Annotated in this window: 22 protein-coding genes; 8 read left to right on the top strand and 14 right to left on the bottom strand. The window is 63.2% G+C overall.

Annotated features, from left to right (window positions below):
• Positions 1–34: 34 nt before the first annotated feature.
• The 5 genes from miaA to ACJRW5_RS01505 all read right to left on the bottom strand — a co-directional run bounded on the left by miaA (position 35) and on the right by ACJRW5_RS01505 (position 6,342).
• Positions 35–1,006 carry a tRNA (adenosine(37)-N6)-dimethylallyltransferase MiaA gene (gene miaA / locus ACJRW5_RS01525; protein WP_484568778.1) on the bottom strand — a complete coding sequence of 324 codons (972 nt, stop codon included), beginning with the start codon at positions 1,004–1,006 and terminating at the stop codon, positions 35–37.
• A gap of 62 nt (positions 1,007–1,068) precedes the next feature.
• Positions 1,069–2,949, bottom strand: a complete 1,881-nt coding sequence (mutL, locus tag ACJRW5_RS01520; RefSeq protein ID WP_484568777.1) for a DNA mismatch repair endonuclease MutL — start codon at positions 2,947–2,949, stop codon at positions 1,069–1,071.
• Positions 2,949–4,376: an N-acetylmuramoyl-L-alanine amidase gene (locus tag ACJRW5_RS01515; RefSeq protein ID WP_484568776.1), complete on the bottom strand. Its 1,428-nt coding sequence runs from the start codon at positions 4,374–4,376 to the stop codon at positions 2,949–2,951. Before ACJRW5_RS01515 ends, mutL begins: the two co-directional genes overlap by 1 nt.
• Positions 4,377–4,387: 11 nt before the next feature.
• Entirely contained in the window at positions 4,388–4,855 is a 468-nt protein-coding gene (gene tsaE / locus ACJRW5_RS01510) for a tRNA (adenosine(37)-N6)-threonylcarbamoyltransferase complex ATPase subunit type 1 TsaE (protein ID WP_484568775.1), read from the bottom strand.
• On the bottom strand, positions 4,843–6,342 hold the full coding sequence (locus ACJRW5_RS01505; RefSeq protein WP_484568774.1) for an NAD(P)H-hydrate dehydratase: 1,500 nt from the start codon (positions 6,340–6,342) through the stop codon (positions 4,843–4,845). Before ACJRW5_RS01505 ends, tsaE begins: the two co-directional genes overlap by 13 nt.
• Positions 6,343–6,403: 61 nt before the next feature.
• On the opposite strand from ACJRW5_RS01505, the gene queG reads away from it, so the two are divergent.
• Positions 6,404–7,468 carry a tRNA epoxyqueuosine(34) reductase QueG gene (gene queG / locus ACJRW5_RS01500; RefSeq protein ID WP_484568773.1) on the top strand — a complete coding sequence of 355 codons (1,065 nt, stop codon included), beginning with the start codon at positions 6,404–6,406 and terminating at the stop codon, positions 7,466–7,468.
• A 114-nt stretch (positions 7,469–7,582) separates the two neighbouring features.
• On the opposite strand, the gene orn is transcribed toward queG, so the two are convergent.
• On the bottom strand, positions 7,583–8,125 hold the full coding sequence (orn, locus tag ACJRW5_RS01495; RefSeq protein ID WP_484568772.1) for an oligoribonuclease: 543 nt from the start codon (positions 8,123–8,125) through the stop codon (positions 7,583–7,585).
• An 18-nt stretch (positions 8,126–8,143) separates the two neighbouring features.
• Complete coding sequence (locus ACJRW5_RS01490) at positions 8,144–8,950, bottom strand: class I SAM-dependent methyltransferase (RefSeq protein WP_484568771.1); 807 nt, start codon at positions 8,948–8,950, stop codon at positions 8,144–8,146.
• Between the two features lie 88 nt (positions 8,951–9,038).
• On the opposite strand from ACJRW5_RS01490, the gene rsgA reads away from it, so the two are divergent.
• Positions 9,039–10,070 (top strand): small ribosomal subunit biogenesis GTPase RsgA, encoded by a 1,032-nt coding sequence (gene rsgA, locus ACJRW5_RS01485; RefSeq protein ID WP_484568770.1) that lies wholly within the window; start codon positions 9,039–9,041, stop codon positions 10,068–10,070.
• Here the strand turns inward: rsgA and motB are convergent.
• A complete protein-coding gene (motB, locus tag ACJRW5_RS01480) occupies positions 10,064–11,062 on the bottom strand; it encodes a flagellar motor protein MotB (RefSeq protein ID WP_484568769.1) in 999 nt (332 codons plus the stop codon). The two genes, rsgA and motB, sit on opposite strands and share 7 nt — an antisense overlap.
• Positions 11,063–11,078: 16 nt before the next feature.
• Positions 11,079–11,930 (bottom strand): flagellar motor stator protein MotA, encoded by an 852-nt coding sequence (gene motA / locus ACJRW5_RS01475; protein WP_484568768.1) that lies wholly within the window; start codon positions 11,928–11,930, stop codon positions 11,079–11,081.
• Between the two features lie 117 nt (positions 11,931–12,047).
• Between motA and ACJRW5_RS01470 the strand changes: the two genes are divergently transcribed.
• The 5 genes from ACJRW5_RS01470 to ACJRW5_RS01450 all read left to right on the top strand — a co-directional run bounded on the left by ACJRW5_RS01470 (position 12,048) and on the right by ACJRW5_RS01450 (position 19,466).
• Entirely contained in the window at positions 12,048–13,571 is a 1,524-nt protein-coding gene (locus tag ACJRW5_RS01470) for an HDOD domain-containing protein (RefSeq protein WP_484568767.1), read from the top strand.
• 50 nt (positions 13,572–13,621) lie between these two features.
• Entirely contained in the window at positions 13,622–14,437 is an 816-nt protein-coding gene (locus tag ACJRW5_RS01465) for a rhodanese-like domain-containing protein (RefSeq protein ID WP_484568766.1), read from the top strand.
• 66 nt (positions 14,438–14,503) lie between these two features.
• Complete coding sequence (asd, locus tag ACJRW5_RS01460; RefSeq protein ID WP_484568765.1) at positions 14,504–15,364, top strand: archaetidylserine decarboxylase; 861 nt, start codon at positions 14,504–14,506, stop codon at positions 15,362–15,364.
• Between the two features lie 167 nt (positions 15,365–15,531).
• On the top strand, positions 15,532–17,334 hold the full coding sequence (locus ACJRW5_RS01455; RefSeq protein WP_484568764.1) for a molecular chaperone: 1,803 nt from the start codon (positions 15,532–15,534) through the stop codon (positions 17,332–17,334).
• A gap of 62 nt (positions 17,335–17,396) precedes the next feature.
• Positions 17,397–19,466, top strand: a complete 2,070-nt coding sequence (locus ACJRW5_RS01450) for a GGDEF/EAL domain-containing response regulator (RefSeq protein WP_484568763.1) — start codon at positions 17,397–17,399, stop codon at positions 19,464–19,466.
• 59 nt (positions 19,467–19,525) lie between these two features.
• Here ACJRW5_RS01450 and serB read toward each other — a convergent pair whose 3' ends face one another.
• On the bottom strand, positions 19,526–20,740 hold the full coding sequence (gene serB, locus ACJRW5_RS01445; RefSeq protein WP_484568762.1) for a phosphoserine phosphatase SerB: 1,215 nt from the start codon (positions 20,738–20,740) through the stop codon (positions 19,526–19,528).
• Between the two features lie 174 nt (positions 20,741–20,914).
• On the opposite strand from serB, the gene ACJRW5_RS01440 reads away from it, so the two are divergent.
• On the top strand, positions 20,915–22,450 hold the full coding sequence (locus ACJRW5_RS01440; protein ID WP_484568761.1) for an AhpA/YtjB family protein: 1,536 nt from the start codon (positions 20,915–20,917) through the stop codon (positions 22,448–22,450).
• 59 nt (positions 22,451–22,509) lie between these two features.
• Here ACJRW5_RS01440 and ACJRW5_RS01435 read toward each other — a convergent pair whose 3' ends face one another.
• The 4 genes from ACJRW5_RS01435 to ACJRW5_RS01420 form a co-directional block, all read right to left on the bottom strand.
• A complete protein-coding gene (locus ACJRW5_RS01435) occupies positions 22,510–23,418 on the bottom strand; it encodes a metal ABC transporter ATPase (RefSeq protein WP_484568760.1) in 909 nt (302 codons plus the stop codon).
• Between the two features lie 145 nt (positions 23,419–23,563).
• Positions 23,564–24,376 carry an aldo/keto reductase gene (locus ACJRW5_RS01430; protein WP_484568759.1) on the bottom strand — a complete coding sequence of 271 codons (813 nt, stop codon included), beginning with the start codon at positions 24,374–24,376 and terminating at the stop codon, positions 23,564–23,566.
• Positions 24,373–25,548 (bottom strand): NAD(P)/FAD-dependent oxidoreductase, encoded by a 1,176-nt coding sequence (locus tag ACJRW5_RS01425; RefSeq protein WP_484568758.1) that lies wholly within the window; start codon positions 25,546–25,548, stop codon positions 24,373–24,375. Before ACJRW5_RS01425 ends, ACJRW5_RS01430 begins: the two co-directional genes overlap by 4 nt.
• Positions 25,549–25,612: 64 nt before the next feature.
• Entirely contained in the window at positions 25,613–25,945 is a 333-nt protein-coding gene (locus ACJRW5_RS01420; protein ID WP_484568757.1) for a DMT family transporter, read from the bottom strand.
• Between the last annotated feature and the right edge of the window lie 73 nt (positions 25,946–26,018).

The raw sequence follows: 26,018 nt of genomic DNA, 5'->3' as shown, positions 1-26,018 counted from the left end.
ACACCCCCAAGGATAGACGGCCAGCGGCAAGGTCTCAGTTCAATATGGAGACGCTTTCCAGGTATTTCAAGGTGCGAGACAGATTGTCGCAGGCAAGACTGTCAAGCCAGTGCAGCTCATTCCAGCTTCGCAACCAGGTGAACTGACGTTTGGCCAGCTGCCGAGTGGCGATGATGCCGCGCTCGACCATTTGCGCACGGGACAGATCACCTTCGAGGTATTCCCACACTTGGCGATAACCCACCGCCCGTATAGACGGCAATGCTGCGTGCAAGTCACTTCGTCTACGCAGGGCTTCGACCTCTTCTACAAAACCCTGTTCCACCATCGCCTGAAATCGTTGCGCAATGCGCTCATGCAAAACCTGGCGCTGCGCCGGAGCGATAGCAAGCTGCGCAACAGTATAGGGGAATTGTTCGCGACCCACTGTGCCCGCTTCGGGATTTCCAGCCGCCTGGCGCCGCCGGTGTTCACTCATGCTCAGGCCACTCACGCGGTAGACCTCTAATGCGCGAGTCAGACGCTGCGGATCATTGGGATGGATACGCGCCGCCGACTCCGGGTCGACCTCTGCCAGCTCGCGATGCAGCGCCTCCCAACCTTCCGCTGCCGCCCGTGCTTCCAGCTCTGCGCGGAGAGCCGGGTCGGCACTGGGCATGTCGGCCAACCCCTCCAGCAATGCCTTGTAATAGAGCATGGTGCCGCCAACCAGCAACGGAATACGCCCGCGCGCCGTGCTGTCAGCCATAGCCGCGAGGGCATCGGCACGAAACTCTGCAGCCGAATAGCTCTCTGCCGGGTCACGGATATCGATCAGGGCGTGGGGGAACTCGTCCAGAACCACCCGCTCGGGCTTGGCCGTACCGATATCCATACCGCGATAGATCAGCGCTGAGTCGACGCTGATCAGGTCGCATGGCAACACGCGGGCGAGATCGAGTGCCAGATCGGTCTTACCGGCAGCGGTCGGCCCCATCAGGAAGATTGCAGGAGGAAGCGAAGGCATTGGCAAGACTCGACACACGAAGACGGGGAGAGGTCCTGAACAAAGGGCCTCACTGACTCAAATTACTGACCGCGCATGAACAACTTGTCGAGCTGATCCATGCTCAGTTGCGTCCAGGTCGGCCGACCATGGTTGCACTGACCGCTGCGTTCGGTCTGCTCCATGTCGCGCAGCAACGCATTCATCTCGGGAATGGTCAGGCGCCGGTTGGCGCGTACGGAACCGTGACAAGCCATGGTCGCCAGCAGCTCATTGAGGTGCGCCTGGATACGATCGCTGGTGCCGTACTCAAGCAGGTCCGCCAACACGTCGCGGACCAGCTGCGTCGCCTCGGCCTGCTTGAGCAATGCCGGGATCTGACGAATCGCCAGGCTTTCCTCACCCAGACGCTGCAACTCGAAACCCAGGCGCTGGAACCACTCGCCATGCTCTTCGGCGCAATCCGCCTCACGCTGACTGAGGGCGATGGACTCGGGTACCAGCAGCGGCTGGCCGCGCAAACCTTCGCTGGCCATGGCGTGCTTGAGGCGTTCGTAAGTGATGCGCTCGTGCGCCGCATGCATGTCCACTACCACCATGCCCTGGGCATTCTCGGCGAGGATGTAAACGCCCTTGAGCTGGGCCACCGCGTAGCCAAGCGGTGGAATATCACCTTGCTCCTGTGGCATGGGCTGCGGCTGTGCGACTGGCAACGGAGAAAAATATTCGCGGTAGGCTGCCTGAGCCTCACCGGCCGAAACACCCGGGTTAGCAACCGGCTGCTGGTAACCGGCGCCACTGCCGCGCCAGGCGGGTTGAGGACTGGTCGCTGGAGCTTCAAGCACGCTGGCGGCCAGCCCCATCTCACCCTGCGGGCCGAACTCACCGGCGGCCTGCCCGGTGGGGCGCATCATCGGCGAAACGGCTGCCGGCGCGGCAACCTGATCCTCGGGGCGTACATCGGCCAGCGCGCGATGCAGCGTGCCGTAGAGGAAGTCGTGGACCATGCGGCTGTCGCGGAAACGCACCTCGTGCTTGGTCGGGTGCACGTTGACGTCCACCGTCGCCGGGTCGATTTCCAGGAACAGCACGAAGGTCGGATGGCGGCCGTTGAACAGCACGTCGCGGTACGCCTGGCGCACCGCGTGGGCGACCAGCTTGTCGCGCACCATACGACCGTTGACATAGAAGTACTGCAGATCAGCCTGACTGCGCGAGAAAGTCGGCAGGCCGACCCAACCCCACAGACGCAAGCCACCGCGCTCGATCTCGATCGGCAGCGCCTGCTCCAGAAACGCCGGGCCACAGACCGAGGCAACGCGACGCGCACGACTGATCTCATCGCCAGCCTCATGCAGGCTGAGCACAGTCTTGCCGTTGTGGCGCAGGTGGAAGCCCACATCGAAGCGGGCCAGCGCCAGGCGCTTGATTACTTCCTGCAGATGATCAAATTCAGTTTTCTCCGCGCGCAGGAACTTGCGCCGCGCCGGCGTATTGAAGAACAGGTCACGCACTTCCACCGAGGTGCCAACAGGATGCGCAGCCGGCTGCACGCGCGGTTCCATGTCGCGACCCTCGGTCTCCACCTGCCAGGCCTGATCAGCATCGGCGGTACGCGACGTCAGAGTCAAGCGCGACACCGAGCTGATCGAAGCCAGCGCCTCACCGCGAAAGCCCATGCTGAGCACGGCTTCGAGGTCTTCCAGTTCGCGAATCTTGCTGGTGGCATGGCGCGCCAGGGCTAGCGGCAGGTCATCCGGAGCGATACCGCCACCATCGTCGCGCACCTTGAGCAGCTTGACGCCACCCTGTTCGACTTCCACGTCGATACGTCGGGCTCCGGAATCCAGGCTGTTCTCCAGCAATTCCTTGGCCACCGAAGCCGGTCGCTCGACGACCTCGCCCGCAGCAATCTGGTTGGCCAGGCGCGGGCTGAGCAAATGAATACGGGACATGACACTCATTACTGGGCTGCCAGGGCCGTGGCGGGAATCTGCAGTTTCTGACCGACCTTGATCACGTCGCCCTTGAGTTTGTTGGTACTGCGCAGCGTCGCCAGGCTGATCTGGTAACGCTGCGCGATCAGCGCCAGGCTTTCGCCGCGGGACACCACGTGCTCACGCGGGCCGACGGCAATCTTACCTTCATCACGCAGCCAGGCTACGTAGGTGCCGGGCGGCGGGTTCTCGTGGAAGAACTGCTTGACCCCACTGGTGATGGAGCGCGCCAACGCCTGCTGATGGCTGGCCGTATGCAGTTTCTTGGCTTCCCCCGGATTGGAGATGAAGCCGGTTTCTACCAGGATCGACGGGATGTCCGGCGACTTCAGCACCATGAACCCGGCCTGCTCCACGCGGCGCTTGTGCAGCGGCGTGATGTTGCCCATGTTCGACAGTACCTTCTGCCCCACATTGAGACTAGAGGACAGTGACGCGGTCATCGACAGATCAAGCAGTACGCCGGCGAGCATCTTGTCCTTGTCGTCCAGGCTGACGTTGCCGGCACCGCCAATCAGGTCGGACTGGTTTTCCGCGTCCGCCAGCCAGCGCGCGGTCTCGGACGTGGCGCCGCGTTCGGACAAGGCATAGACGGAAGCACCGAACGCCGCAGAACGCGGCGCAGCATCGGCATGAATGGACACGAACAGATCAGCACCTTTCTTACGGGCGATCTCGGTGCGCTTGCGCAGCGGAATGAAGTAATCCCCCGTCCGCACCAGTTCGCCGCGGAAGCCCTTCTCGGCATTGACCTGTCGCTGCAACTCCTTGGCAATGGCCAGGGTCACGTTCTTCTCGTACTGCCCCTTGACCGGCGACAGGGCACCAGGGTCCTCACCACCGTGGCCGGCATCGATGGCGATGACGATATCGCGCTTGCCGCCCGGCACCGGCGTCAACTTGGGCGGCGGCTGGGTCGGTGTCACCGGCACGGCAGGAGACGTGGCCGCCACACTGGGCGCCTGCGTCGAGGGCGGTGCACTGCCCTGATCGAACAGATCGACGACCAGGCGATGCCCGTACTGCTGGTTCGGCGCCAGGGAAAAGCTCTTGGGCGTGACCGGCGCGGAGAGATCGATCACCACACGCAGGTCATCAGCACCGCGCTGAGCGGAGCGCACACCCGTGATCGGCGTATTGGCCAGCGACAGCTGTTCGAGGTTGGTGGCCAGTTTGGCGCCACTGACATCGATAACGATGCGGTCAGGTGCCGCAAGCGTGAAGACGCTGTGCTGCACAGGCCCGGACAGGTCGAAGACCAGACGGGTGTTGTCAGGAGCCCGCCAGAGACGCACGCTGCGCACATCCGAGGCAGCCAGGGCCTCGGCAGCCAGGGCCGCCAACAAAACACCCACAGCGGTAACCAGCGCGCCTATGCGCATACCCAACCCCATTGATTCTTACTTTATCCTTTACTGCTCAGGGCCTCGCACCAGGCATCCCCTCGAGCCCCATGCCCTTGCAGCAACAGCGAACGGCCGCCCGCTTGGGGGCTAATGGTAATGTCCATGTCGGGCTTTGGCAAAACACCCGCACCGCGCTGCGGCCACTCGATCAGGCAAAGCGCCGCGCCATCGAAATAATCGCGAATGCCGAGAAACTCCAGTTCCTCGGGATCGACCAGCCGATAAAGGTCGAAATGAAAAGCCCTCAGCTCGCCAATTTCGTAGGGTTCGACCAAGGTAAAAGTCGGGCTCTTCACGGCCCCTGCGTGCCCCAGGCCGCGCAGGATGCCGCGCGACAGGGTGGTCTTGCCCGCCCCTAGGTCGCCGTGCAGGTAGATAACTCCCGCGCCAGCGCTGACCTCGGCGATACGCGCCCCCAGGGCCAGCATCGCTGCTTCATCGACAGCTTCGAGTCTCACTTCAGACAAGGACAGAACTCCTCCAGTAACTGACGAATGGCGCAGGGCAGATCACCTGCCGCCAAACCACGCCCTCGTCGGGCCAACACCTCACCAGCCCGCGCATGCAGCCATACCGCGAGACAGGTCGCATCGAATGCAGCCATACCTTGTGCCAGCAGAGCGCCGATCAGCCCGGCCAGCACATCACCCAGCCCCGCGCCAGCCATCGCTGGGTGCCCGCGATCACACAAGGCCAAGCGACCGTCCGGCGCCGCAATCAGGCTGCCCGCCCCCTTGAGCACGACAACCAGACCGAAACGCTGCGCCAATGCGCGTGCAGCAGCCGGCCGGTCGGCCTGCACGCTCGCGGCATCCTGGCCGAGCAGGCGTGCGGCTTCTCCAGGATGCGGAGTCAGCACACCCAGCTGCGGCGCAGGCACCAGCCCCGCCGCCAGTAGGTTCAGCGCGTCGGCATCCCACACCTGCGGTAGAGCGGCACCCGCAACACTGGACAGCAGGCTGCGCGACCAGGCGCCCTGGCCCAAGCCTGGACCTACCACACAGACATCGGCACGCGCGGTCAACGCCAGCAACTGATTGGCCGAAGCCACCGCCGTGCACATGATTTCAGGACGCCGCACCAACGCTGCGGCGACATGCTCGGCACGCGTCGCCAGCGACACCAACCCCGCCCCACTGCGCAAAGCGCTATCGGCGCTGAGCAGCGCTGCGCCGCCCATGCCCAGATCACCGCCGATCACCAGCACATGACCGAAATGCCCCTTGTGTGCGACCGGCGAGCGCGGCGCCAGTCGCGGCAGGCCAGCTTCATCCAGTCGCAGCGCCACGCTGGGCGCCTGCGCCAGCAACTGCGCATCGCCCTGCAGATCATCGAACTGCAACTCGTCACACAACGCCGGTCCCTGACCGGTGAACAAGCCGAGCTTGAGCGCGATGAAGGTCATGGTCAGGTCAGCACGAACCGCCACGCCCAGACAAGCGCCGCTATCAGCATGCAGACCGGAGGGAATATCCACCGCCAGCACCGGCAAACCGGCCTGATTGATCGCGGCGATGGCCTGCGCATAGGGCTCGCGCACGGAGCCTGACAGTCCAGTGCCGAGCAGCGCGTCCACCAGTACACCGGCCAGCGGCAGACCCTCGTCCCAGGGCAGGATATCCACACCGGCCGCGCCGGCCTCGGCGTAGGCTTGCGCGGCATCGCCCTGCAGGGCTGCCGGATCGCCGACCGCCAGCACCCGGACGCGCCAGCCGGCACGTTGCGCCAACGCGGCAATCAGGTAGCCATCGCCGGCATTGTTGCCGCGCCCGGCCAATACCGTTATCTCACCCGCCTCCGGCCAGCGTCGCCGCAAGGCACGCCAGGCGGCGTGGGCGGCTCGCTGCATCAGCTCGAAGCCCGGCGTGCCGGCGGCAATCAGTTGCGCATCGAGTGCACGCACCTGCTGCGCACTGTGCAGACTCAAAGGCAGGGAAGCGGAAGTTCGATGCATGGCTCGCTCGGGGCAGATGTCTGGCAGAATTATACGCACCTCCATCATCCGCGCCTGCCTCATGTCCGACCACTCCCTTGATCTCGATGCCCTGGCCTTGTCCATCAAGGACTGGGGGCGTGAGCTCGGGTTCCAACAGGTGGGCATCGCCGATGTCGAGCTGAGCGAGCATGAAGCGCACCTCCAACGCTGGCTGGCCGCAGGCTACCAGGGCGAGATGGACTACATGGCCGCGCATGGCGACAAGCGCTCACGCCCGGCCGAGCTGGTGCCCGGCACCCTGCGCGTGGTCTCGCTGCGCATGGACTACCTGCCCGGCGACACGCAGATGGCGCAGCGCCTGCAGCAACCTGAGCAGGCCTACGTGTCACGATATGCCCTGGGCCGCGACTATCACAAACTGATCCGCAAGCGTTTGCAGCAGCTGGCCGAGCGCATCCAGCAGCAGATCGGGGCGTTCGGCTACCGCGCCTTCGTCGACAGCGCGCCGGTACTGGAAAAGGCCATCGCCGAGAAAGCCGGCCTGGGCTGGATCGGCAAGAACACCCTGGTACTGAATCGCAAGGCTGGCAGTTACTTCTTTCTCGGCGAACTATTCGTCGATCTGCCCCTGCCGGTGGATGCGCCCCATGCCAGCGAACACTGCGGACGCTGCAGCGCCTGTATGGACATCTGCCCCACAGCCGCCTTCGCCGGCCCCTATCAGCTGGATGCCCGGCGCTGCATTTCCTACCTGACCATCGAACTGAAGGGCTCGATCCCCGTCGAACTGCGTGCGCCCATCGGCAACCGGGTGTTCGGCTGCGATGACTGCCAGATCGTCTGCCCCTGGAACCGCTTCGCCCGCCCCACCGAGCAGGGCGATTTTCAACCGCGTCACGGCCTCGACAACAGCAGCCTGGCCGAGCTGTTCCTGTGGACGGAAGAAGAGTTTCTCGGACGCACCGAGGGCTCGCCGCTGCGCCGCGCCGGCTACGAACGCTGGCTGCGCAACCTCGCGGTCGGTCTGGGCAATGCGCCGTCGACCATCCCCGTACTGGAGGCGCTCAGCGCGCGCCGCGAGCATCCATCGGCGCTGGTGCGCGAGCACGTAGAGTGGGCGCTACAGCAACACGGCGCCCTGTAGCCCGGGTGCTATCTGGGAGCCGATAGCAGCGCCCCGAATGGCATCCGGGCCTCGGTGCGCACGGTGCACCCTACAGTGTGCGTCGGCTCAGTACCGGTCGGCTTACCGCTGCCCTTATACCTTGAGGAAGTGCTCGCGGTAGTGGCGCAGCTCGGCGACGGATTCGCGAATGTCGTCCAGCGCCTGGTGCGTAGCAGTTTTCTGGAAGCTGTCCTTGACCTCCGGCGCCCACATGCCGGCGAGGATCTTCAACGTCGACACGTCCAGATAGCGGTAGTGGAAGTAGGCTTCCAGTGCCGGCATGTATTTATAGAGGAAACGCCGGTCCTGACCGATGCTGTTACCGCAGATCGGCGACTTGCCCTTCGGCACCCATTGCTCCAGAAAGGCGATGGTCTGCGCCTCGGCCGCTGCGGTGTCGATCCGACTGTCGCGCACCCGCTGGGTCAGGCCACTCTCACCATGGGTACGGGTATTCCACTCGTCCATGCCGGCCAGGGCCTCGTCACTCTGGTGAATCGCGATAACCGGACCTTCGGCCAACACGTTGAGGTCGCTATCGGTGACGATGGTGGCCATCTCGATGATCACATCGTGCTCCGGCTCCAGGCCGGTCATTTCCAGATCAATCCAGATCAGGTTATTGGGGTTCTGCATGGCGTAGGGCTCCTTGGCTCAGGCGCCAAGTTTAGCGGAATCTGCACCCTGCATCTGCCAGAGAAGAAGACAGGTCTGCCGGCCCTCATTGACGTCGAGCAAGCGATCAGCCGGCGCGCCGGGAATCTCGAAAGTATTGCTGACCAGCCAGCTACCGGCACGCATCTGCACTTGCGCCTTGGCCCAGAGCCGCGGCATGGGCGCGGGCGAGAGAAAGCAGTAGACGACATCGAAGTCCGCCAGATCGACCTGCCAGATACTCCGGTAACGAACGCTGCAGTTCTCTTGCAGCAGGCAGCGCAGCCAGGCAAAGACGAAGAGCAGCGGCGCCGTCTCGACACCGACGAACTGCCCGCGCGGGCAAGCTCTCGCCAGTTGCAACAATGTGCCCGCCGTCCCACAGCCAAGATCGACGAAATGCACAGGGAGCTCACGCTCACTCAGCAGGCGCTGCAGCTGCTGCTGCGCCTTGCGCCCCGTCAAATAGAGCGGCACCTGCTCACGCAAACTGTTCCAGTTGACCAGCAGCAAGAGCACGAACCCCAACAGAAACAGCCAGGCGGGCAGCTCTGCACGCTGCACCAGCAGCAGCGAGGGAAGAAACGCCAGGTTGATCCACCACCACCAGCGCGACAAGCCCAGGCGCCAGCCTATTGCAGCGGCCAACACACCTTGCAGCAAGGCCACAGAAAACAGCGACAGGCGCCAGGGCACCAGTGCCAGCAGATACACCGTCACCACCACCAATGACACGGCCAGCCCCTGCGCGAGCAACGCACGCAACACAGGCAGTTGCAGCGCCCTTCTTTTCCCGCCTGTCGTCATTCCCTGCTCCCACTTCAGGCAGCCGAATGACCGCCGAGCGCTCATGCTAAACTCGCCGCGATCAACACTCCACCACCCCGGATGCTCCATGGCCAAACGCCAACTCAACCGCCGCCAGAGCTGGCGTATCGAAAAGATTCAGGGCGAACGCGCCGCCCGTGCCGCCAAGCGTGAATCGCGAGCGATGGAAGCACTGGAAGGTGGCGACCTGGGCCCGGAGCAGACCGGCCTGGTGATCGCCCACTTCGGCGTTCAGGTGGAGGTCGAAGGTTTGCAGGGCGAACTGGCTGGCCAGGTGTTTCGCTGCCACCTGCGCGCCAATCTGCCAGCACTGGTCACCGGCGACCAGGTAGTCTGGCGCCCGGGCAACCAGGGCGACGGCGTGATCGTCGCGCAACTGCCACGAGACAGCGAACTGTGTCGCCCGGACATGCGCGGCCAGCTCAAGCCCGTGGCAGCCAACGTCGATCAGATCGTCATCGTCTTCGCCCCGTTACCCGAACCCCATGCCAATCTGATCGACCGCTACCTGGTGGCCGCCGAGCACGCCGGAATACGGCCGCTCCTGCTGCTGAACAAAGCAGACCTGATCGATGCGCAGAACCAGGTGGCGCTGGATGCACTGCTCAAGGTCTACCGCCAGCTGGAGTATCCACTGCTGGAGGTCTCGGCTCACCAGGGCGACGGTATGGAGCAATTGAACAAGCGCCTGGATGGCCACGTCAGCGTCTTCGTCGGCCAGTCCGGGGTGGGCAAGTCATCACTGGTCAACAGCCTGCTGCCAGGCATCGACACCCGCGTGGGCGCGCTATCGGAGCTGACTGGCAAGGGCACCCACACCACCACTACGGCGCGGCTATTCCATTTCCCCGGAGGCGGTCAGCTGATCGATTCCCCCGGCATTCGTGAATTCGGCCTGGGCCATGTCAGCCGGGATGATGTGGAGGCGGGCTTCATCGAGTTTCACGAACTGCTCGGGCGCTGCCGTTTTCGTGATTGCAAGCACGACCGCGAGCCGGGCTGTGCACTACTCCAGGCACTTGACGAGGGTCGCATCCAGCCACAGCGCATGGCCAGCTATCGACATATCCTCGCCAGCCTGCCCGAAGACGACTATTGACCGTTGAGCTGGTCGAGCGGACCGCTGCCGCTGTCGAAGATATTCAATCGCTCTCGCAACTGATCAGCCGGAAGGGCCTCGGCAGGTTGCCCCTGCGTGGCACCCGCAGGGGCCTGGTCCTGCGGTTCGGGCTCCGCGCCCTGCTCTCCCTCGATGTTGCGCTGGGCACGCTTGGTCAGGACGACGATATCGATGCGCCGGTTGACCGGGTTCAACGGGTCCTCGCGATCGAACAGTGCTGACGAGGCATAGCCAACCACCCGGGCCACCTGCTCGTCCGGGTAGCCACCGGCAACCAGCGCTCGCCGGGCGGCGTTGGCGCGGTTGGCGGACAGCTCCCAGTTACCGAAGTCACCACGCCCCACGAAAGGCTTGGCATCGGTATGGCCGCTGACACTGATCTTGTTGGGTACGGCGCGAATGGTATCGGCCATGGTCAGCAGGATGTCTTCGAAGTAAGGCTGCAGTTCGGCACTGCCAAGGGCAAACATCGGCCGATTCTCGGCATCCATGATCTGAATGCGCAAACCATCCTGGGTGATTTCGAACAGGATCTGATCCTTGAAGCGCTGTAGATCGGGATTCTCCTCGACCTTGTTCTGCAGTTCCTGCAGCAATAGCTCCAGACGCTCCTGCTCCATCTTGTCGGCCAGGGTCTCGATCTGGTCCGCGCTGACACCCGTCTCGTCCGGCTGGCTCTCCGGCGTTTCGGAGATATCGGGATTGAGTGTGCGCTCTGGCGCCGGCGTCGGCGTACCGCCCAGGTCGATGGCGTAGGGACTGGCGCTTTCGGTGAAACCGACAGGGTCCTGAAAGTAGCCGGAAATGGCTTTTTTCTGCTCAGGAGTGGCCGACGACATCAGCCACATCACCAGGAAGAAGGCCATCATGGCAGTGGCGAAGTCGGCGAAGGCGATCTTCCACGCGCCACCATGGTGGCCGCCAGCGGTCTTCTTGACCCGTTTGACGATGATGGGTTGGTTGTTTTCCATGCGTCAGCTATCCGGTTCAGTTACCGCGCATGGCCTGTTCGAGCTCACTGAAGCTCGGCCGGTGCGCAGGGAACAGCACCTTGCGGCCGAACTCGACAGCCAGGGTCGGCGGCATACCCGAAGCCGATGCGACCAGCGTCGCCTTGATCGCTTCGTAGAGGTTCAGCTCTTCCTTGGCGTCATGCTCGAGCGCACCGGACAACGGGCCGAAGAAACCGTAGGAGGCCAGGATGCCGAGGAACGTACCGACCAGCGCAGTACCGACTTTCTCACCGATCTGTGCGTTATCCGCCTCGGCGAGAATCGACATGGTGATCACGATACCCAGCACCGCAGCGACGATCCCCATGGCCGGCATGCCGTCAGCGACCTTGGCGACGGCATGCGCCGGGTGCTCCACCTCCTCCTTGAGGCTCGCAAGCTCCATGTCGAACAAACCTTCGAGCTCATGAGGCGCCATGTTGCCGGACGACATGATACGCAGGTAATCACAGATGAAAGCGGTCATGCGAGCATCTTTCAGCACCGCAGGATATTTACTGAAGATCGGGCTGGCATTCGGATCTTCGACATCCGCCTCGATCGCCATCATGCCCTCACGCCGGCTCTTGTTGAGAATCTCGTAGAGCAGCTTGAGCACTTCCAGGTAGTAGGTGTGAGTGAAGCGCGAGCCGAACATGCTCAGCGACTTCTTGAACACCGTCATGAACATGCTGCCGGGGTTGGCCTGCAGAAACGCCCCCAGCGCCGCACCACCGATAATCATGACCTCGAACGGGTGGACCAATGCCATCAGTTGTCCGCCCGAAAGCACGAACCCACCGAACACGCAGCCAAAAACGACGATGATGCCTATGATTTTTGCCATAAAGGAACGCTTGTAGAGCCAAGAGGATGGGTTGTTTAAAACAACCCTTCTAATTATCGGAACTTATGCGCCAGACTATAGCCAGTTAAGGTCAAAAGCCAGCTCGGCTCAACCCACATGTCGACGCCAAAGCCTCTGCCACGCACTCTGGACGCCTGGTCGCAACACCTGGCCAGATTGCCGTTACCCATCGAGCAGCAGCAACATCTGCGCTTGCGTCGCGTGCTGGGCGACAGCCGCCGTACCTGGCGTGAAATTGCCGAAGCCATAGAGTCGAGCCCCTCGTTCGCGCTGCAGGTTCTGCGCGAGGCCAACCAGTCGGGCAACAGCCTGAGCGAGCCGGCGGAGAGCGTCGAAACCGCCCTATCACGGCTCGGACTGACACGTTGCGAAGCCTTGCTCAACCAGGCCCCCGCCTTACCGGAAAGCGAAATCCCCCTGGCATTTCGCCAGATCCTGCTGATCAGCCAGCATGCGAGCCAACAAGCTCGTGGCCTGTTCGGCGCGCGCCTGGCCCGCCTGTGGAATGAGCTGCACGGCTGCAGCCTACTGTTTCTCGCTCCGCTGTGGCCGCTGCTATGCGCCCATCCACACCTGTTCGAGGCTTGGGAGCAGCGGGTACTGCTCAAGGGCGAACGCCCGCAAATGGTCGAAAAGGAGCTGCTGGGGGGTTCCCTTATCCAGCTGTGCGTGAAACTGGCCGAGCGCTGGCGTCTGCCTGAGTGGATAGTGCGCGGCTACCGCCTGCTCGAGCGTGACCGTCGCCAACTGGTCAAGGCACTGCACATCGCTCGCGACAATGAACATCCACTGCATCAGCAGCAACTGCTCGACGCGGACATCCCGCTGCGCCACTGGCTGACCCAGCCCAGCAACTGCGTATTGCTCGCCAACGGTCTGGCGGTCTCCGCCCATCACGCCTGGGACACTCCGCACACCTTGCGCTGGCAACTGTTGACCGGGCTCTACCTGCAGGTTCCCCTGAGCGAGCTGCAGCAGGAAGTCCATCAGCATGCCGTTAGCAGCGCCCGATTGATTCATGACAACGCTCTGTGGCATCCGGCGCAGGCGCTGATATGGCCCTGGGACGCCCACCGCCTGAAGCCGGCGGTTAACGTGACCCCACCACCAAAACGTGATGACCTTGCCGCCTGGCGCCAGCTATGCGCGCGCCTGCTCGCCGAGCCCAGCAGTTTCACCAATGTGCCGCAGCTGACTGCCTGCGCCCGGGACGCCCTGCAGGCCTGCGGCCTGAAGCGCGTGTTGCTGCTACTTGCCGACCGCCAGCACAGCCGCCTGCAAACCCAGCAACAGGCGGGACTCGACCCCAGCGCGGCATCACTCAGCCTCGACCCGGCACAAAGCCAGGTACTGCGGCGCCTGCTAAGCGAACCTGGCCAACTGCGCCTGACGCCGAGTAACGTCGCCAAATTCTCCGCGCTGCTGCCGGGCCATCTCAAGGCCCTGTTCCCCAGCGAGCACCTGCTGCTGCGCTCGCTGGCCAGCAACGGCCGCGTGGTCATGCTGGTGGTCGCCGACCAGGGCGGCCAGCCGCTCAATGACGTATGCCTGCAGGCTTTCGCCAAGACCATACAGTGCATCGAGCGTGCGCTGAGCAGCTTTGCCCGCCGCGGGCGCTGAAACACGTGGTTTCCGCTACAATCGACCTCTTTTCATATGAGGAGGCCGCGATGTCCGCCTTCGACAACCTGCCGCTGGTGCTCGAACCCGCCGAACTGGCCGAGCGCCTGGATGCTCCCGAACTGATCCTGCTCGATCTCAGCAGCGCGGCGCGTTATGCCACAGGCCATATCCCGCGTGCACGCTGGGTCGATGCCAAGCGCACGCAACTGGGCCAGCCACCTGCACCTGGTCTGCTGCCCGAGCGGGCGCAACTCGAAGCGCTGTTCGCCGATATCGGCCATCGTCCGGATGCCATCTACGTGGTCTACGACGACGAAGGCGGCCCCTGGGCCGGGCGCTTCATCTGGTTGCTCGACGTGATCGGCCACCAGCGCTATCACTTTCTCAACGGCGGGCTGCAAGCCTGGGTCGATGACGGGCTGCCTCTGGACCAGGAAACACCTGAAACCGTCCGCACTCAGGTATCACTGACGCTGAGCGACGCCCCCACCGCCTCTCGCGAATACCTGCAATCGCGCCTGGGCGCTGACGACCTGGCGATCTGGGACGTGCGCGGTGCGGATGAGTACCGTGGCGAGAAACTGAGTTCAGCACGCGGCGGGCACATTCCCGGCGCCACGCACTTCGAATGGACTGCCGGCATGGATCCGCAACGCGGCATGCGCATTCGCACGGATATCGCCACGGTTCTGCAGGAGCTGGGCATCACCCCGGACAAGGAAGTGATCACCCACTGCCAGACCCACCGCCGCTCCGGCTTTTCCTACGTTGTGGCCAAAGCCTTGGGCTATCCCCGGATCAAGGCTTATGCCGGCTCCTGGTCAGAGTGGGGCAATCTGTCCGACACGCCCATAGAACGCTGAGCCCGAAACCCACTTATTGCCAGCGGGCCTGACCATGCCGGCTGGCTCCGCTGCCAAGGAAACACGATGAAACAACGCCTCTTCATTCTCAGCCAGTACCTGCTGCCCCACCACTTGCTGTCGCGCCTGATCGGTTATGTCGCCGAGTGCCGCATCAGCTGGCTGAAGAACCCTCTGATTGCCTGGTTCGCCAAGCAGTATCAGGTCAACATGAGCGAAGCACAGGTAGAAGACCTGCGCGCGTTCGAGCACTTCAATGCGTTTTTCACTCGCGCACTGAAAGAAGGCGCACGTCCGCTGGATGAAACACCGGGCGCCATCCTCAGCCCGGCCGATGGGGCGATCAGTCAACTCGGCACCATCGAACACGGTCGCATCTTCCAGGCCAAGGGCCACAGCTTCAGCGCAGTAGAACTGCTGGGCGGCGACAGCGAACGTGCCGCGCCCTTCATGGGCGGTCAGTTCGCCACTGTGTACCTGTCGCCGAAGGACTACCACCGCGTCCATATGCCGCTGGGCGGCACACTGAAGGAAATGGTCTATGTCCCTGGACGCCTGTTCTCGGTCAACCAGACCACGGCAGAGAACGTACCTGAGCTGTTTGCCCGCAACGAGCGGGTGGTTTGCCTGTTCGACACCGAGCGCGGGCCCATGGCCGTAGTCTTGGTCGGCGCCATGATCGTCGCCAGCGTCGAGACCGTCTGGGCCGGCCTGATCACCCCACCCAAGCGCGAGCTGAAAAGCACTCGCTACGATGCAGCAGCACGCGCACCGATCGAACTGGCCAAGGGCGCCGAAATGGGCCGTTTCAAACTGGGTTCCACCGCTATCGTGCTGTTCGGACCGGAGCAGGTGAAATGGGCCGAAGAGCTGGGTGCCGGCAGCACGGTACGTATGGGGCAGTTGCTGGGAAATGCTCAGCACTGAAGTGCTGACAAACTGAACCTGCATATCGACCACTTGGTCATAAATCCGTAGGCTGCGCTGGCTACCCGAACCTGAGGACGGGCTGCCAGCGCAGCCAGATGCTGCTAGAGTTCGAAAGACTATTACTAGAGCCGCGTGTCATCGTGTGGCCGGAGTATCCGAGTTCGATGGATAGACAGAGTCCCCACCTTCAGCTGTTACGCGTCCCAACACCGAGCAAGCAAAGCCTCAGCTTCTGCGACGGCACCCCCCGCGACCTCAAGCGCTGGATTGCCGCCCTGCCCAAAGCGAACATCGGTGAAACCGCGCGCCAGCTGTATCAGAGCCTGGTGGAACTCAATCAACTCCTCACGCCTTCGGACAATCGTCTGCAATTGCTGGAAATGTTGCGCCCGGAGGTCAGCTTCGTATGCCAGCATCTGGAACGCCACTTTCTCAACCAGGCCATCGTCCTCGACGAACGCCCGCGCAAGGTCGCCAACCTGTGCCAGGCCCTGCAGAACCACCTGGCCGTCGGCTACAAACTGATCATTTCCCGTGTCATTGCGCGCACCGGCAAGGATCGCGATCAACTGCTCGCCGTTGCCCTGCAACGTGCCAGCCACAGCTTGTGCAGCCCGCTGATTCGCGCCAGCCAACTGTACTGCCCTGTGCCGGAAGGTCTGTGGCTCGAACTGCATCAGCTCTATCAGATCGCCTTCGAACAACGCCTGCATCGCCAGGTCATCCGTGACCCGCTGGCGCGCCACACTCAAGGCCTGAGTACGGAACAAACGTACGTGACAGCGCTGCTACTGGGCTGCGCACGGACCAACCAGATGCGTCAGAACGGTATCGCACGCCTGGCCGAAGCCCTCGAACCCTGGAGCGCCCTGGTCAAGTTGCAGCCTGGAGACCAGCCGGGAAGCCTCTTCGTCCTCGCCCCTCAGGTCGATGGCCCCCCCCGCTACAAATCGCTCTACCAGAGTGGCGAGCTGCACAATCTGCTGGGCATCGATACGCAACCGCTGGTCGAAGCCATCAAGGAATATCTTGAACTCTCGGAAGAGGAGCGCGGCAAGTCGCGCCTGTCGATTCCCGAAGGCGTCAGCCTGGACTTGCTGCAGCACGTTGCCGCAGCCTGGGGAGATATCGCCGAGCGTACCTTCCAGCGCACACCGGGCCAGGGCAATCTGACGCTGTGCATCGGCATGACCGCACTGCACTTCTTTCTCTCCGGACAGCGCTCCTTCGCAGAGGTGCTCAAGCGCCCTGTGGAGCTCGGCACCGCGGTATTCAAACCCTCCACCGGCGAGCCGGATGTCTGGTCCAATGCCTTCGACGCCCAGCGCAACGCAGCGGATGAAATTCACTTCGAAGAGATCCAGTACACCAAGGCAACGCCCGGTGAGCAGGCACAACCTGAAAGCAGCGGCGAAAGCTATCCAACCTTCCCACTGGTCATCGTCAATCACAGCCCCGGTGGCTACTGCCTGTCCTGGCCAAAGGACGTCCCCAGCCAGTTGCAAGCCGGCGAGTTGCTGGGTGTTCAAGACAGTCCCAGCCAAGGCTGGAGTGTGGCCATCGTGCGCTGGATTCGCCAGGTTCGCGGCGGCGGCACGCAAATGGGCATCGAGCTGATCGCCCCCCATGCCCGTCCTTGCGGCCTGCAACTGGTACGCAAGTCCGAGCAGAACAGCCAGTACCTGCGGGCGCTGCTGCTGCCGGAAATCAGCGCCATCTCGCGCCCTGCCAGCCTGATCACGCCGCGCCTACCCTTCCAGGAAGGCAGCAAGGTGCTGATCAACGACCAAGGCGAAGAACATCGTGCAGTGCTGACGCGCAAACAGGTCAGCACCGGCAGTTTCAGCCAGTTCGAGTACCGCCGCGTCGGCGAAGAAGAAAGCACTGCCGGGACACCGGTCACAGCCTCGCAAAGCCAGAAGCCTGCCGGGGAGGAAGATTTTGACTCGCTCTGGAAGTCGCTGTAGGCTCCGACCAACTCACCATTTGTCGCCTTTTCGCGCCCGTTCGGCGCGGTATTGACCCCTCTATGGCCATCGAAAAAAAAACCATCCGCCTGCTGATTCTCGAGGATTCGCAGAACGAAGCCGAGCGCCTGGTCAGTCTGTTCCGCAATGCCGGACACGCCACCCGCGTCCATCGCCTGACTTCCAGCGAAGACCTCGCAGAAGCCCTGCAACACACCTGGGACCTGCTGATCAGCGCACCTAGCAGCGAGCATCTCGATCCTGGCGAAGCGATAGGCGCCATCCGCCGCCAGGCCAAGGACATCCCGGTGCTGCAGTTGGTCGACGGCAACGACTCCGAGGTCATCACCGAAGCCCTGCTGTTCGGCGCTCAGGACGCCCTGCCGCAGGGTGAAGATGAACGCCTGGTCCTGGTGGCCAAGCGCGAGCTGGCCAATCTCGAGGAACGCCGCGCCCGCCGCGCCGCCGAAGTGGCCCTGCGCGAAGCGGAGAAGCGCTGCCAGCTCCTGCTGGAAAGCTCGGTAGACGCCATCACCTATGTCCACGATGGCATGCACATCTATGCCAACCGGGCGTATCTGGAGCTGTTCCGCTACGAGGACGGTGAAGAGCTCGAAGGCATGCCGATGATCGACCTGATTGCCAGCGCCGATCAGAGTGCGTTCAAGGATTTCCTGAAGAACTATCACAGCACCGAGGGCGATGCCGAGCTGAGTTGCCAGGGTATCCGCGCCGACGGCAGCAGCTTCGCCGCACAGATGAGTTTCTCCCCTGCGACCTATGATGGCGAACCCTGCATTCAGGTGGTCATTCGCGCGGAAACCTCCAATGCCGAACTGGAAGAAAAGCTGCGCGAGATCAGTAGCCAGGATCTGGTCACCGGCCTGTTCAACCGCAACCACTTCATCGAACTGATGGACGGCGCCGCTGAACGAGCTGTCGGTACCGGCCAACCTTCGACTTTGGCCTACATTCGCGTGGACCGTTATGCCGGCATGCAAGGTGATATCGGTCTGGCCGGCATCGACCTGCTGTTGACTGATCTGGCGGGCCTGCTGCGCGCACATTTTCCGGCGGAGACTCAGCTGGCTCGCTTTGGCGACGACGTATTCACCGCGCTTCTTCCTGGCCAGACACCCGAGCAATGTGAAGCCAACCTGAGCGCCCTGCTGAAAAAGGTCGAGGGCCATCTGTTCGAGATCAGCGGTCGCACCGCCCAGACCACGCTTTCCATCGGCGTGGCCGGTCTCAGCGAGAAGACCGCCAAGGCCCAGGAAGTCATCGATCGCGCTCACCGCTGCGCAGACGAGTTGACCGATGGCAACGCCATCAAACTGTTCAACCCTGCCGCCGAACTGGCTGCCGCCGCCAACCGCGGCAACCTCCTGGCGATGGTGCAACAGGCACTGGAGAACAACAGCTTCCGTCTGCTGTTCCAGCCGATCATCAGCCTGCGCGGCGATGCTCACGAGCACTACGAGGTGCTCTTGCGCCTGCTCAACCCGCAAGGTGAAGAAGTACCGCCAGCGCAGTTCCTCGCCGCGGCCAAGGACGCCGGGCTGGGTGAGAAGATCGACCGCTGGGTGATCCTCAACTCGATCAAATTGCTCGCCGATCACCGCTCGAAAGGCCACAACACCCGCCTGTTCGTGCACCTCTCCAGCTCCAGCCTGCAGGATCAGACCTTGCTGCCCTGGCTCAGCGTGGCCCTCAAAGCAGCCCGGCTACCATCCGACTCACTGGTGTTCCAGTTCAGCGAACCTGACGCGATCGCCTACCTGAAGCAGGCCAAGGCGCTGACCCACGGACTCGCGGAGCTGCACTGCAAGGTCGCCCTGAGCCAGTTCGGCTGCGCACTGAACCCGTTCAATACGCTCAAGCATCTGCAGGTGGACTTCGTCAAAGTCGACGGTTCCTTCTCCCAGGACCTGAGCAATGCCGATAATCAGGAAGCCCTCAAGACGCTGCTCAGCAGCCTGCACGCTCAGGCCAAGCTGACCATCGTGCCCTTCGTCGAGAGCGCCAGCGTCCTGGCCACCTTGTGGCAGGCCGGGGTCAACTTCATCCAGGGTTATTACCTGCAGGGTCCGAGTCAGTCGATGGATTACGACTTCTCAGCCGGCGACGAGTAAACCAGCAGAAACGAAAAAGCCGCCTTCAACGGCGGCTTTTTCGTTTGTCTGGCTGCAGCTCAGTCCTGCCCCTCACGGTCGCGGAAGCCCAGCAGATAGAGGATGCCGTCCAGGCCAAGCGTGGAAATCGCCTGTTTGGCCGACTGTTTGACCAGCGGTTTGGCCCGGAAAGCCACACCCAGACCAGCCAGTCCCAGCATCGGCAAGTCGTTGGCGCCATCGCCCACAGCAATGGTCTGCTCCAGCTGCAGACCTTCCTTCTGTGCCAATTCGCGCAGCAAGTCCGCCTTGCGCTGAGCATCGACGATGGGCTCAACCGCAACGCCGGTGACCTTGCCATTCTCGATCTGCAGTTCGTTGGCGAACACGTAGTCAATGCCCAGCTTGGCTTGCAACTGCTTGGCGAAATAGGTGAAACCACCGGAGAGAATCGCCGTCTTGTAGCCCAGGCGTTTGAGCTCGGCAAACAGCACTTCGGCACCTTCGGTCAGGCGCAACGAGGCGCCGATCTCTTCCAGCACATCCTCGGACAAACCCTGGAGCAACCCCAGGCGCTCCTTGAAGCTGGCGCGGAAATCCAGCTCGCCACGCATGGCACGCTCGGTGATTTCGGCAACCTGCTCACCTACCCCGGCCGCCTTGGCCAGTTCGTCGATGACCTCGGCCTCGATCAGCGTGGAGTCCATGTCGAACACCGCCAGACGGCGGTTACGACGGAACACCGAATCGCGCTGGAAGGCGATATCGACATTCAGCTCCTGCGCCACACTGAGGAACTCGGCGCGCAGCGCTACCGGGTCGGCGGGCTCGCCGCGCACGGAGAACTCGATGCAGCCCTTGCCCTGCTCAGCGGGCATGTCCAACGGCATGCGCCCGGAAAGGCGGTCGATATGGTCGATATTCAGTCCGTACTTGGCGGTGATCGCGCTGACCCGCTGCAACTGCTCGGCAGTGACCTTGCGCGTCAACAGGGTGACGATATGCCGGGCCTTGCCCTGACCACCGACCCACTGCAGATAGTCTTCTTCGGAAACCGGAGTGAAACGCACCTGCTGATCAAGCTCGTACGCGGTGAACAGCAGATCCTTGAGTACGGCTTGAGAACGCCCGTTATCCGGAATTTCGATAAGGATGCCGAACGACAGGGTGTCGTGGATCACCGCCTGGCCGATATCGAGGATATTGACCCCGCCTTGCGCCAGTACGCCGGTGATGGCGGCGGTGAGCCCGGGGCGATCCTCGCCGGTGATATTGATCAGGACGATTTCGCGCAAGACGCACCCTCCAAGGCAAACGATTGAGGCAGACAGGCGGCGAATTGACCACCGCCCGACGAAAAGGCGCACATTCTACCCAGTTTCCCCACGATCCGGGCAGCCATGCGCTTTGCCCGCCCCAGACCGCTCGCTATACTGCGCGGCATCTTCAGTCGACAAGAGCCGAGCTCTGTGAACCGGCCCGCGCCCGTCAAGCCCGACAACTTCTTCATCATGATCTTCCACGCGCTGCGCCAGCGGCGGGTGCCTCTGGTGCTGCGCATTGCCAGCCACAGCCTGTTGCTGGTGGCCCTGGCCATGCTCATCTACGCCTGGGTCATGGGCATGCAGTTCAAGCAGGCCATGCAGCAGCAGGCCGATGCCCTGGGCCAGGCGATGATCACTCAGACAGCCGCCTCGGCCACCGAGCTGCTGGTGTCCAACGACATCCTCAGCCTCAATGTATTGCTCAACAATCTGGCGAAGAATCCGCTGGTCGCCCATGCGGCCATCTACAGCGTGGACAATCGCATCCTCGCCGAAGCGGGCGCACGCCCTACACGTAGCATGCTGGGCGAGAGCGACGGCCTGTACTCCACGCAAATCACCTTTCAGGAGGTGATCGCCGGGCAACTGCGTATCAGCCTGGACATGCGTCAGTTCCAACAGCCGATGACCATCAGCCTGCAGAGCATGGGCATTCTCAGCCTGATCCTGCTGGCCCTGACCCTGTCGCTGAGCATGCGCCTCGGCCGCCATATTTCAACACCGCTGCTGCAGCTACGGCTCTGGCTGCGTGATCCGGATGACCCGGCACCGGGCGCCGGACGCAATGACGAGATCGGTGATCTGGCTCGGCAACTTCAGGCTCGCCTGGTGCCGGAAAAGCCGGAACCCGAAGCAGAGGAACTGGAAGACGAAGCCCTGCTCGACGAAGAAGACTATCCACAGGAGCTAGACGACGAGGTCAGCCTCGCAGAGGAAGACGACAACGCAGCCGAGCGCCGCGTCGACGCAGTCACTCTAGATGATGACAGCGACGAGGCGCTCAAGCCCTGGCCCGACTCGATCGAGCCCGACGATCCCTTCGCTGACTTGCGGGACGAGGCAGCCGACAGCGCGCCCGCTACGCCCACCCAGTCGCCGCGCTCGGCGCAAGCCAGCGCCGTTCTGGCCATCCAGCTTGGCGCCCAGGAACAACTGCGACGCCTGCCACGCACGCGCCTGCTCGACCTGCTGGAACGCTACCGGGGCTGCCTGGAACAGGCTGCCGCGCTGTATCAGGGGCAACTGCACACCCTCAAGGACGGCAGCAGCCTGATGCTGTTTCACGAGCGTGAATGCGACGAGGACTACCTGACCCACGCCATTTGCTGCGGCGAACTGATGCGCGCACTCGGCCACGCCCTGCAGATCGAGGTCGCCGACAGCGGCATCACTCTGCAGTTGCAATTGGGTCTGACCCTGGGCAACGACCTGGAAGAGCTCGACCAGGCCGAGCTGCTGCTCAGCGACAGCGCCATGGACGCGCTCGCCCTGTCGCAACACAGCCGCAACCTGCTCTTGGTCGAACAGCGTGTCGCACAGGATACGCTGGCCCGCCAGCGTGCTCGCATTCGTCCGATCGCCAGCCCGGAGGGTGCCAGCTGCGTGGAACGCCTGCTCGACCCTTACCCGGCACTGCTGGAACGGCAACTGACGCGCATGCACGAAAGCCGGGCGCACTGACCGCCCTCCAGGGTCTGCTCCCATTTCATCGCAAAGCGCGAGTGTGACGGCAACAGGCCCTACGCCCCCACCAATGAGCGACGCTGTGGCGCTCGCACACCGTAGCGCAGCAGCCAGTCCTTCCAGCGGACTCGCTCATCACGCACCAGCCAGCCATCCTGCTCGGCGAAACTCTCGGACAGCCACAGACCGCGTGTGCTCGCTGCCTGCAGCTCACCTTTGCGCAAGGTGAACAGGCCACCACTGGGCGCCCCCCGATGCAGGGCAAGCAGGTAGATATCCGGCCGCCGACGCTCCAGACGCGCCACCAGACGCCCCTCCTCCAGACACTCGTCGACATGGAACAGGCTCAACTGCCTGGCATCGCGCGGCAGTTCCAGGCTCAAGTCATAGACCAGCTGCAAGGATGCGGTTGGCAGGTGCACATAAGCTCGCGGTCGCTCGAGCAGCGTTAGGTTGCCGCACTGTACGGGACGCGCCGCACCGGAAAGTGGGCTGAGACGAAAGTGGCTGGCCTCACGGTAACGCAGCGCCCCCTGATAGGGTGTCGGCAACCAGGTGTCGGCGAAACGTCCGCCCAGCCAGCCATCGGCAGTCTCGAGCAGGCACTCCTCCGCCACTTCCTGAATAGCGGTGAGCAACGGCAAATTCAGCTCATGCGCCGGCACATAGCCAGAGATCAACTTGAGCACCGTATCACCGCGGTCCGGGCGCCGCTGACGCACCAGCAGCCAGTAATCGCGACCATGCAGACGCAGAGTCAGGCGCACCGATACACCGAGATTGGCCAGCTCCACGGAAAAACGCGAACTGTCCACCACCTCGACCGGCCGGCGCCGTTCGAGCATCTGCTGAAAATTCAGTGGCTGGCCCAGGCTCTGGTAGCGCAGCCCATCAGCACTGGCCTCGACGAACAACGGCAGCGTTTTGAAGTTACTCGGGTCCTTGCGGATCAGCGTACGCGACATCTCGACTCCTTGTTCCGACTGGGCGTGAAGCCGGCAGTTACACCGGCATTCGCGCGAGGATCAGGGTGAAACGAAAACCGCTCAAGGCTGCCCCAAGCCAACCGTTCAATACAAGCCCGGCCTGTAAGGGGACGTGACCGGGGCCTCAGCGCATGTCGCGCAATACTGCCGCGACGGTGGCTACGTTGGCCGTCAGATGCGCAGGTGTAATGGTGCCGACGATGGCGCTGCTGACGCCTGGATGAGCGAAGATCAGCTCGAAACTGGCACGCACCGGGTCGACACCGTCGGCCAGGCAAGCATGCCCGCTGGCCAGCGCCTTCTTGATCAGAATGCCCTTGGCGTGACTGGCAGCGTAGTCCAGTACCGGTTTTTCGCCCTGCTCGCTCAGGTTGTAGGTGACCATGGCGCAGTCCCCCTCTTCCAGCGCCAGCAGACCGCCCTCGACGGTCTTGCCGGAAATCCCGTAGCCGAGGATCTTGCCTTCGCGCTTGAGCGCCGCCAGGGTTTCGTACACCCCCGTGTCACGCAGCACCGCCAGGTCGTTACCGTCGGAATGCACCAGCAGCAGATCGATACGATCGGTCTCCAGGCGTTTGAGGCTGCGCTCCACCGACAGGCGGGTATGCGCGGCAGAGAAGTCGAAATGCGACCGCCCCTGCTCGAACTCCTCGCCAGCCTTGCTGACGATCACCCACTCGTCACGCTGGCCGCGCAGCAGCGGGCCGAGACGCTGTTCACTGATGCCATAGGCCGGCGCGGTATCGATCAGGTTGATGCCCAGCTCACGCGCCTGACGCAACAGGGCCGTAGCCTGAGCATCATCAGGGATGGTGAAACCATTGGGGTACTTCACGCCCTGATCGCGGCCCAACTTGACGGTGCCAAGGCCCAGCGGCGAAACCCGCAGACCGGTGGAACCCAGCGGGCGATGCAGATCGTGCAGGGTGCTGATCATGGCAACAGCGCCTCCCAGACAGGTTGCCCCAGCGCCGGACGCGGCAACTCGGGCAGCGGCGCATGACTGGCCGGCACCACCTTGTCACGCTGCAAGGTCGCCAGTACGCGGTCGGCGAAATCCGGCGCCAGCGCCAGCTTGGTCGGCCAACCGACCAGCAGATTCTGCTGCTCGGCAAGAAAGGCGTTGTCCGGACGCACCAACCCCGATTGCGCGGGTTCGGCACGGTCCACACGCAGGGTAGCCCAGCGCGTCTGACTCTGATCGACCCAGGGCAGCAACGCCGCCATCTCCTTTTGTGCCACCTGAATCTGTTCGTTTTCTCCGCGTGCCACGCCGTCGGCCTCAGCCAGGTCACCGCCGAGATACCAGACCCATTGGCCATCGGCCGCAGGATGAGTGGTGACGGTCACGCGAGGTTTAGGCCCGCCGCCCAGGCAATGGGCATACAGCGGCTTCAGCGCCGGCCCCTTGGCCAGCACCATATGCAGCGGCCGCAGTTGCTGCGCCGGCTGCTCGATGCCGAGGGCAGCGAGCAGCTCGGCATTGCCGGCCCCCGCGCTAAACACCACACGCTGAGCACGAATCTCCCGACCATCGACGATCAGCCCGCGCAGCTCGCCATTGTCTCGCAACGGCTCGATCCGCTCGGCAGCCAACAGGCCATCGCCCGCCAGTTCGCTCAAGCGGGTGATCAGGCTGGGGACATCGAGTACCAGCTCGGCGAGTCGATAGACCTTGCCCTTGAACTTGGGATGCTGCAGCGCTGGCGGCAGTTGCTCGCCCTTGACCTGGTCGACCCGGCCGCGCACCGCCTTGCTGGCGAAGAAACTGGTCAGATTGCCAGCCAGGGTACCCGGCGACCACAGATAATGGGCATCGGAAAGCACACGTACACCAGACAGATCCACTTCGCCATTACCGGCCAGCGCCTCGCGCCAACGCCGTGGCATGTCGGCGATGGCTTCGGAGGCGCCGGTCAGCGCGCCGTGCAAGGCGTACTTGGCACCACCATGAATGATGCCCTGCGACTTCAGGCTCTGCCCGCCGCCCAGCTCGGCAGACTCGACCAGCACGGTGGCAAATCCCTGACGGCGCAGACGTGCATTGAGCCAGAGGCCGGCGACACCACCGCCGACGATCAGGACATCGGTGCTGAGAGACTGGGACATGAACGGGCCTCGGCGAAAATCGGGCGCGCAGTATAACCCGCCAAGCCTCGCGCCCGTCGGCCGATCAATGCCCGGTCGACTGGGAGAACAACTGAATCACCACCACGCCGCTGACGATCAACGCCATGCCGAGCATGGCCGGCAGATCGGGCTTCTGCTGATAGATGACGGCAGCGGCAATGCTGACCAGCACGATGCCCAGGCCGGCCCAGATGGCATAGGCGATGCCGACCGGGATGGTGCGTACCACCAGCGTCAGCATCCAGAACGCGATGCCGTAGCCGCCCACCACCAACAGCAGTGGCAGCGGTTTGTTGAACCCCTCGACGGCCTTCATCGAGGTGGTGGCGAGCACTTCGGCGGCGATGGCGATGGCAAGGTAGAAGTATCCGGGCATGGTGGCGACTCCTGAAAGACTGCACAGGATTCTAAGCAAAGCGACGATGGGATAAAGTCATTACCTATCAGCC

The sequence above is a fragment of the Pseudomonas pichavaramensis genome (assembly GCF_050473265.1).
GTDB lineage: Bacteria > Pseudomonadota > Gammaproteobacteria > Pseudomonadales > Pseudomonadaceae > Aquipseudomonas.
The sequence above is the reverse complement of the archived record's forward strand: the minus strand, read 5'-3'. Positions and strand labels throughout refer to the sequence as shown.

Coding starts and splice junctions, on each gene's coding strand:
- ACJRW5_RS01515 (WP_484568776.1), bottom strand. CDS start 4,376: ATGGGGTTGGGTATGCGCATAGGCGCGCTGGTTACCGCTGTGGGTGTT.
- ACJRW5_RS01450 (WP_484568763.1), top strand. CDS start 17,397: ATGGCCATCGAAAAAAAAACCATCCGCCTGCTGATTCTCGAGGATTCG.
- ACJRW5_RS01425 (WP_484568758.1), bottom strand. CDS start 25,548: ATGTCCCAGTCTCTCAGCACCGATGTCCTGATCGTCGGCGGTGGTGTC.
- ACJRW5_RS01470 (WP_484568767.1), top strand. CDS start 12,048: ATGTCGACGCCAAAGCCTCTGCCACGCACTCTGGACGCCTGGTCGCAA.
- motB (WP_484568769.1), bottom strand. CDS start 11,062: ATGGAAAACAACCAACCCATCATCGTCAAACGGGTCAAGAAGACCGCT.
- ACJRW5_RS01420 (WP_484568757.1), bottom strand. CDS start 25,945: ATGCCCGGATACTTCTACCTTGCCATCGCCATCGCCGCCGAAGTGCTC.
- orn (WP_484568772.1), bottom strand. CDS start 8,125: ATGCAGAACCCCAATAACCTGATCTGGATTGATCTGGAAATGACCGGC.
- mutL (WP_484568777.1), bottom strand. CDS start 2,949: ATGAGTGTCATGTCCCGTATTCATTTGCTCAGCCCGCGCCTGGCCAAC.
- miaA (WP_484568778.1), bottom strand. CDS start 1,006: ATGCCTTCGCTTCCTCCTGCAATCTTCCTGATGGGGCCGACCGCTGCC.
- asd (WP_484568765.1), top strand. CDS start 14,504: ATGAAACAACGCCTCTTCATTCTCAGCCAGTACCTGCTGCCCCACCAC.
- ACJRW5_RS01455 (WP_484568764.1), top strand. CDS start 15,532: ATGGATAGACAGAGTCCCCACCTTCAGCTGTTACGCGTCCCAACACCG.
- ACJRW5_RS01505 (WP_484568774.1), bottom strand. CDS start 6,342: ATGCATCGAACTTCCGCTTCCCTGCCTTTGAGTCTGCACAGTGCGCAG.
- ACJRW5_RS01490 (WP_484568771.1), bottom strand. CDS start 8,950: ATGACGACAGGCGGGAAAAGAAGGGCGCTGCAACTGCCTGTGTTGCGT.
- ACJRW5_RS01430 (WP_484568759.1), bottom strand. CDS start 24,376: ATGATCAGCACCCTGCACGATCTGCATCGCCCGCTGGGTTCCACCGGT.
- queG (WP_484568773.1), top strand. CDS start 6,404: ATGTCCGACCACTCCCTTGATCTCGATGCCCTGGCCTTGTCCATCAAG.
- rsgA (WP_484568770.1), top strand. CDS start 9,039: ATGGCCAAACGCCAACTCAACCGCCGCCAGAGCTGGCGTATCGAAAAG.
- ACJRW5_RS01435 (WP_484568760.1), bottom strand. CDS start 23,418: ATGTCGCGTACGCTGATCCGCAAGGACCCGAGTAACTTCAAAACGCTG.
- ACJRW5_RS01465 (WP_484568766.1), top strand. CDS start 13,622: ATGTCCGCCTTCGACAACCTGCCGCTGGTGCTCGAACCCGCCGAACTG.
- motA (WP_484568768.1), bottom strand. CDS start 11,930: ATGGCAAAAATCATAGGCATCATCGTCGTTTTTGGCTGCGTGTTCGGT.